Below are 7,577 nucleotides of genomic sequence, written 5' to 3'. Positions count from 1 at the left end.
AACAAGTTGTTCTCTTGCTCCACAAAGACTCAGCTGGCAATTTATTTTTAGTTGGGGTCATCCGAGATATTACTCAGCGCAAGTTGATGGAAGAACACCTTCAGCGCACTGCTGCTGAATTATTCCGCTCGAACAATGAATTAAAACTCAATGAAGACCACTTACGTTATTTAGCGTATCACGATCCCCTCACTGGTTTATCCAATCGCAAGTTTTTTGGCGAAGAACTTTACCAGTCGTTACATTGGGCGCAAGAGAACAACTTGTTGCTAGGACTGCTGTTTATTGATCTAGATGGCTTTAAGCAAGTCAATGATACTCTCGGACATGAGAAGGGCGATCGCTTGCTCATGACTATTGCTGGAAGACTCAGCAACTCTTTACGCGCTAGTGATACAGTTTCTCGTTTAGGTGGCGATGAATTTACTGTGATTTTACGCGCAATTCCTAATAACCAAATAGCTGCTAAAGTCGCGGAAAAAATTTTAAGTAGTATTAGTGAACCAATTGTTTTGGACGGCTATGCAACACGAGTCTCTGCCAGTATTGGTATAAGTGTCTATCCATACAACGGTAAAGACAGTGAAACTTTGATAAAACAAGCAGATGCAGCAATGTACCGTGCCAAGTACCTGGGTAAAAATCGCTACGAATTTGCTTAATTATTCAATAGTCAAGGCTCCAGATTTTTTCGCCTTTGTTAATATTTTTACCTTGAAATTAGGAAATATGAAGTGGAGATACGTCCAAGGCACTGTTTTGAAAAAGCATGGGATATATGCTCATCGGTGACTTCTTAGGCAAGATGCAGACCTACTAAGCCTTTTTGACCTGAACACTAAACCTAATAACATAGGTAAGAAAGGAATTAGTCATCAGACTTAATTAGGAAAACAAATAAAAATAGTAAATATTTATACTATTTTTATATACGTATATTTGCTTGTCTTTTCAGGTTGCTTCGTCGTTCTCTACTCTTTAAAATCCTTGTAATATAAGGACTAAATTGTTTTATCTTTACTTTGACTACATCTAAACTATACAAGAAAATAAGTAATATTTAACATCTTATTTAATTTTGCATTTAATATACATAGTGTTTATACGCAGAAAAATTCATTTGCTATTAATAAATAGTAACTGAGGTAAAATGCTTACAGTATTTCAACAATACATCTAACTTTAGACTGAAATATATCTAACTTTAGACTGATGTACAAATGGCTTATTAAGAATGTTACGTAAATATACAAACTATTTAATACCGCAAAATTAAGGTTAATCTACAAGTAGACACCACAATTACTTGTACGCAACCAGCAATGATTTCATAAAGTTGAAATATTTTTTCAGCTAGCTCAGTAAATATACGCTACTGAACAATAAAAACAATTTAAAAATAAAAATCAATAAATTTACGTAGAACATGAAAACTAACTTCCGAATGACAAAGTTGAGAATATTTTGTATAATTGCTTACATAGTCGTACAAAATATTGCTGCTTGTAGAAGTATATTTAGTACTGCAAGTGCTAATACTCTTCCGGCTGCTAGCAGCAACACCTTAATCGCCCGCAAAGCCAATTCTCAAAATTCAAAAGACATATATATTCCACCAGATTATGGTGGCCCCGATAGTCATCATGGTAGCGGTACTCGGTGATGGCAATTTGAGATTTTAGCTTGCGGTAAAGCAGCTACCGTCTTAGACACCACATCCTTTACTTGGCGGCTGATTACAGGATGTTGTACTGAGGGCTGCTGAAAACCCTAACCTCGTTCCTCAAGCTCTTTAAGATAGTTTTTTCAAGGCAATAGTGAAGATTTCCACCAATTATGTGTTTGTACAACTGTGTGGACTTGCCAATTTGGGTCTGGTTGAGGATAATCTAAACGATAATGTCCGCCTCGGCTTTCGGTTCTAAAAGCTGCACTTTTGAGAATTAAATCAGCTACATCTAATAAATTGCGGGTTTCTGCCCAAAGTCTCAATTGCCGTTCAACATCTGGTAGGTCAAAACTAGCTGGTTCTGCTGGACGTAAAGCAAGGAAGAATTGACTTAAAGGCAAGGTAACAAAATCCTGTTGCCAAGATTCAATAGTAGCGATCGCAGTTTCCAACCTTGATTGCTCCCGACAAATACCAGCACTTTCCCACACCAGACGTGGTAACTTCTCCCTAAGTACTTCTAGCTGTGCTTGCTGGATCTGCCACTCACTAGCATTAGCACTAAATTTCCGTAATGGCAGCACTGGTGTTTCTGACGGCATCCCAATATTTTCTAACTCAATTTGCGCCATCTGGGCCCCAAATACAATACATTCCAACAGGGAATTACTGGCAAGGCGATTTGCCCCATGCACGCCGGTACTAGCGGTTTCACCCACTGCGTACAAACTCTTAATATTTGTACGATTCATCAAATCCGCGACAATTCCCCCCATCCAGTAATGAGCAGCTGGCGCTACAGGAATTGGTTCATGGAAGACATCAACGCCCCAATGCTGACAAACTTTGATGATGTTGGGAAAGCGGTGACGAATCTTGTCGGCGGGGATGGGGCGCATATCCAACCAGACATGGGCAGTAGCCAGATCAAGGGCAGTATGTTGTAAATGACTGAAAATTGCTCTACTGACGACATCTCTCGGTGCGAGTTCACCCGCCGGGTGGTAGTCAAAGGCAAAACGCCGCCCTTCGTGATCGACAAGGTGTGCCCCTTCGCCGCGTACAGCTTCGCTAATCAGGAAGCGATCGGCGCCAGGCTTAGTGAGAGCAGTGGGGTGAAATTGGACAAATTCCAAATCGCGGAGGATGGCCCCAGCACGAGCGGCGATCGCTACCCCATCACCCGTACTCACCGCCGGGTTAGTGGTTTGGGCAAATACCTGACCGCCGCCGCCAGTTGCTAATACCACAGCACCGGCTCTTACCCATGTGATTTTACCTTGATAAAACAGGCTAATTCCCTGACAGCGATTGCTTTCGGGTTCAATCCACAAACTCAAAGCCAAAGCTTGCTGAATGAGTTGAATATTTTGGCGACGTAATACTTGGGCGGTGAGGGTGGTGATAACTTCCCTCCCTGTGGTGTCCGCAGCGTGGAGAACCCGGTTGCGAGAATGAGCAGCTTCTAAAGTTAAAGCCAAGGCTTGACCATTACGGTCAAAAGCAACCCCCAAGTTAACTAAGGATTGAATGCAGTTAGGAGCAAGTTGGGCGAGAAATTCGACAGCAGTGCGATCGCACAAACCTGCACCTGCCCGGATTGTATCTTCAATGTGCAGCGTGGGAGAATCTTCTGGGGCAATGGCTGCGGCAATGCCACCTTGTGCCCAATCACTGGCGGACAAAGCGATCGTTTCTTTAGTAATCAAGCCGACTCGCAAGGACTCTGGCAGACAAAGCGCTGTGTATAGTCCAGCCGCACCAGCGCCGACTACTAAGACATCAAATTGGCTATCAATATCTATCTGGAGCAAGGTAATGGGGGAGTTATAACTCCTAACTCATATCATGTCCCACTCCCTAGAATCAGGAGTGGGCTGCTATTTGCTAGATTAACGGCAGGTGCAGTTATCTATAGATGCCGTTGTTAAAGCGATCGTCTCCCTCGTTGAAGGCAGGCTCTAGTTCTGTCACGGTGAACTTATCCAAGTTGGCTTGCAGGGTTTGTTTTTGGCGATCGCTTAATCCTGGAAGATCCAATACATCCTCTACCTTTTTGTAAGGAGCATTGGTAATGATTTTCTTAGCCAGGGTGGGATAAAGCCCTGGAAACTGTTGAAAAGCTCGGACGTTGGTATTATTTAAATCAATTTTTTTACCAAATTCCGTTCCTAGTTTAGCGTCTGCCCGATTCTGCCGCTCAATTGCCAGAACTGGAACTGGCAAAAATGTAAAACTGTTGAAACTAGCAGCTTGGGCTATTTGAGTTGTTCCCAACCATCCCCAGCAACTAAGTAACAAACTAAACACTGTTAATAAACGCGCAAATCCTTTCACGATTTTCTACCTCTTTCCATCAAACAGCAATAAAAGTTTTAAGCTAACAGCCGTCATTGGTCATTAGTCATTGGTCATTAGTCATTGGTCATTGGTCATTGGTCATTAGCAATTGGACTTTGGACAAAGAACAAAGGACAAAGGACAAAGGACAAAGGACAAAACCTGATAGCTTAGTCAACACAGTAGTCATCAGAAACTAATATACAGCGTATTAATATCCACAATATTTGCCGTTACTGGGTTTAAATGTACTTTTGCCAAAAATTTTCATCGTGGTCAGAGTACTTGCATCGTTGTAATAGTGTTGCGTCCATGATTCTGGTAGCATTCCCAGCTAGACGAAATCTTTTCGGGGTGGCTGATTCTACCTCCTAAGCAGACAAAAAACCGTGCGATGTCTAATACCGAAAATCCTACCAAAAAAGGCTTGACGCTGATGGATGTTTATGTAATATTTCTTAACTAATTAATCATCTACAACATCATTTTTGATGTGTGTAGGTGGGAGATAAAGCATAGCTTTGGCGGGGTGGGGTTCTTCGGGTTTAGTAAGTAATCAACCGGACACTATATTAGGACTTACGCACACTTTACGAATTCTTGGCGTTCTTCTCTACGAGACGCTGCGCGTTCGCAAAGCGTCTCCAAAGGAGAAGGCGTCTCGGCGGTTCGATAAATTAAGCTTTTTGGCAACTTTTGCGTAAGTCCTGTATATAACAGAGTTTTGTCGAAGTCCAGCGTCTCGTAGATAAGGGTCGAAGTGCTGCCTTGCTCAGGCTGCGATCGCAGCTAACAAAAATAGGCTGTCTACCAAAATTGTACTCAAAACTGCGCCGCCAAAGGCATACCAGTGTCTTTCCTTTCGACCTAAAGGTAAAATGCCGACTGTTAACAGCACTAGGGCGAGAATTATGGCCCAAGTTTGTCCCCAAGGTGCTTGTACTTGGATCAGGGCATTTTGTAGAATTTGCGGTGCTAGATCTGCATCTACTCTCATGATTTGCCGCCAGTAGGGCATCAAATCTACTATATAAAAATATACGTCTGTTAAAACCGTACCCAGTAAAGATCCTAAATAAAACCAGTTACCCACCTTACCCCAATTCTTTGCCAGACACCAGCAAGCAAAGGGTAAACCGATAAACTCCACTGGCAAATGCCATAAAGGTTCCCAACGTAACCAGCCCCAGTAAATTGCTCCTGCTAACCAACTCCAGCTAAATCCTAAGAGCAAATCCCCCCAGACATAAGTTGCAGGACGTGACATTAAGGTAAAACTTAGCCATACCCACAATGCTGTCAGCCCTAGACTCAGACTTGGTAGCGATCGCACTATTGGTGCTTCTACAAATACTGGCACTGATACCAAAAACACCGCCGCCGCAAACACTAACCAATTTTGTCGCTCAGAAATAGATAAGGAAAGAGAGGAAGAAAAGGAAAGTGTAGATTCCAGTTGCCTGATACCCTTTTGGCCAGTATTGGCTAAATACAACTCGGTATCAATAGAAGAGATAGAAGCAGTGTAGGAGGACAGTGTATTATTAATCAAAGTTTTTAATATTTGTTACTAAACTTTATCTTATTTAAGATATCACACTTTAAAATCCCCCCCTGGGGCATTGTAATTATACCGAAATTTCGGGGAGGGTTGGCGCAAACTAAACAAAATATTCTGCGCCAGACTAATCCATTGAAGTTCCACTACGTACAGAACCCCTCTGTAGTCTCCTGTAAATGAGTACTACAGAGAGTTGAGGGGTAAAATTTAACGGTTAAAAAGTGAACTGGTATCAGTCCGCCAAATATTAAAGTTTGATGAATTAGCCAAATTGCGTTGACTTATTGAGGTGGGTGTAAGAATATGAACCTCGTCTTCGATGATGTGATCAAAAAACAATTCAGGAGTCAGTCGCCAGAATTGAGTATTACTCCCTTCCCGCCAGAAGAATACCTAATTTTTTTTACGAACCGCCTTCTCTACGAGAGGCTGACGCCAACGCGCAGCGTCTCCCCCTGGGAGAAGGACGCCAAGGACACCAAGGAAGAGAGAGAAAATCAATAGGTAATCTTGTAGGGGGAAGGGAGTAATTCTGGGTGATGGCGGAGAAATCAAGGGGTTTAAGACCTCCACTAAATCTTGACTGCGGAACGCCCAAGGGATGATAAGCGTGGTTAACTTTCGTAGTGGCGAGTTTGAATCCCCCACTTTATTTTGAATTCTGTAGGACTTACGCAAAATAATGAAAAAACGAACCGCAAAGGGCGCAAAGGACACAAAGGAATAAAAGTTTCAGAGAGTTATTGCGTAAGTCCTATTCTGGCTTCTGAATTGTTTTTCATTGATCATAGGACTTACGCAAAATATCTCTCAAACTCTGACTTCTCTGTGCCCTCTGCGCCTCTGCGGTTCGTTATTCCGTAATTCCTGCGTAAGTCCTAGATCAGTAAAATTGAATTTTCTACAAGATTGGGTGAAGATCAGAGTATATAAAATAACATCAACGTCTAAAAATGACCGTAATAATGTTTAGAACAGGAAAAAGGTATTAATTGCATATGGAGTTTATTCAAGCTTTTGTTTTGGGTATTGTTCAAGGTATTACAGAGTTTTTACCAATTAGCAGTACTGCACATCTTCTGATTGTGACAAAGCTATTTGGTTGGAAAGAACTAGGTTCTAAAGATTTTGTTGATGCAATTCAATTTGGCAGTGTGATCGCAATTGTGGGGTATTTTTGGTCGCTGATTTATAGTATTGTTAAAGGTGGAATCGAAGCATTAAAAGATAAAGACTGGCAACGTGAGGAATGGAAAATTCTTGTCGGTATTTTAGTAGGAACACTGCCTGCTTTAATTTTCGGCTTTCTTTTGAAAGATATTCTACCGGAGAGCGCATTAATTATTGCCATCATGTCAATTATCATGGCACTTTTACTAGCTTTGGCAGAAAAAATTGGCACTCGTAAACGAGATTTTAATTCATTGCAGATTCGGGATGGTATTTTAGTTGGACTGGGACAAACGCTTGCTTTGATTCCTGGCGTTTCTCGTTCTGGTTCGACGTTGACTACTGCCTTATTTTTAGGATTAGAACGCGATACAGCAGCGAAATTCTCATTTTTATTAGGGTTTCCAACTCTGACAATTGCTACCCTATATAAAAGTCTGAAAATCTTCAAGTTGTTTCAAGCCCACGAGTTGCCAGATAACATTGTTGGATTGTTAATTGTCGGGATTATTTCAACGTTTATTTTTTCTTACCTATCAATTGCATTTTTGATCAAATACTTAGCAACCAAAAACACTCTGATTTTTGTTTGGTATAGATTAGCATTCGGTAGTGCGATCTTATTAGCGATCGCAGCAGGTTGGAAAGCATAATAGTCATTAGTCCTTTGTCCTTTGTCATTGGTCATTTGTTCAAAGAAAATAACTAATCTCATATCTTGCACCGGGAAATTTGAATGTCAATTCCACAACTAAGTATGAAATTTCGCATTCGTTCAAAGTAGAGTAAAATTAACGACAGTAATAGTTGTGGAAAGCAAGTTTGAAAAGCAAGTTG

7 protein-coding genes are annotated in these 7,577 nt (G+C 41.4%); 4 read left to right on the top strand and 3 right to left on the bottom strand.

What is annotated here, in order from left to right; genetic code table 11:
- On the top strand, positions 1 to 662 hold a 662-nt coding region (locus LC605_RS29790; protein WP_229551036.1), incomplete at its 5' end, for a GGDEF domain-containing protein.
- Positions 663 to 1,426: 764 nt separating this feature from the next.
- Positions 1,427 to 1,663 carry a hypothetical protein gene (locus tag LC605_RS29785; protein ID WP_229551035.1) on the top strand — a complete coding sequence of 79 codons (237 nt, stop codon included), beginning with the start codon at positions 1,427 to 1,429 and terminating at the stop codon, positions 1,661 to 1,663.
- A 143-nt stretch (positions 1,664 to 1,806) separates the two neighbouring features.
- Here LC605_RS29785 and nadB read toward each other — a convergent pair whose 3' ends face one another.
- From nadB to LC605_RS29770, 3 genes are all read right to left on the bottom strand, one after another.
- A complete protein-coding gene (nadB, locus tag LC605_RS29780; RefSeq protein WP_229551034.1) occupies positions 1,807 to 3,483 on the bottom strand; it encodes an L-aspartate oxidase in 1,677 nt (558 codons plus the stop codon).
- A gap of 94 nt (positions 3,484 to 3,577) precedes the next feature.
- On the bottom strand, positions 3,578 to 4,006 hold the full coding sequence (gene psbU / locus LC605_RS29775; RefSeq protein WP_229551033.1) for a photosystem II complex extrinsic protein PsbU: 429 nt from the start codon (positions 4,004 to 4,006) through the stop codon (positions 3,578 to 3,580).
- Positions 4,007 to 4,781: 775 nt separating this feature from the next.
- Positions 4,782 to 5,561 (bottom strand): DUF3120 domain-containing protein, encoded by a 780-nt coding sequence (locus tag LC605_RS29770; RefSeq protein WP_229551032.1) that lies wholly within the window; start codon positions 5,559 to 5,561, stop codon positions 4,782 to 4,784.
- Between the two features lie 312 nt (positions 5,562 to 5,873).
- Between LC605_RS29770 and LC605_RS29765 the strand changes: the two genes are divergently transcribed.
- Together LC605_RS29765 and LC605_RS29760 are read left to right on the top strand one after the other, a co-directional pair.
- Positions 5,874 to 6,074, top strand: a complete 201-nt coding sequence (locus tag LC605_RS29765) for a hypothetical protein (protein WP_229551031.1) — start codon at positions 5,874 to 5,876, stop codon at positions 6,072 to 6,074.
- A 494-nt stretch (positions 6,075 to 6,568) separates the two neighbouring features.
- Positions 6,569 to 7,393 carry an undecaprenyl-diphosphate phosphatase gene (locus LC605_RS29760; protein WP_229551030.1) on the top strand — a complete coding sequence of 275 codons (825 nt, stop codon included), beginning with the start codon at positions 6,569 to 6,571 and terminating at the stop codon, positions 7,391 to 7,393.
- Positions 7,394 to 7,577: the final 184 nt, after the last annotated feature.

Source organism: Nostoc sp. CHAB 5836 (genome assembly GCF_020829445.1).
Lineage (GTDB): Bacteria > Cyanobacteriota > Cyanobacteriia > Cyanobacteriales > Nostocaceae > Nostoc.
Note: the sequence above shows the minus strand (reverse complement) of the source record. Positions and strands in the feature narration are given on the sequence as shown.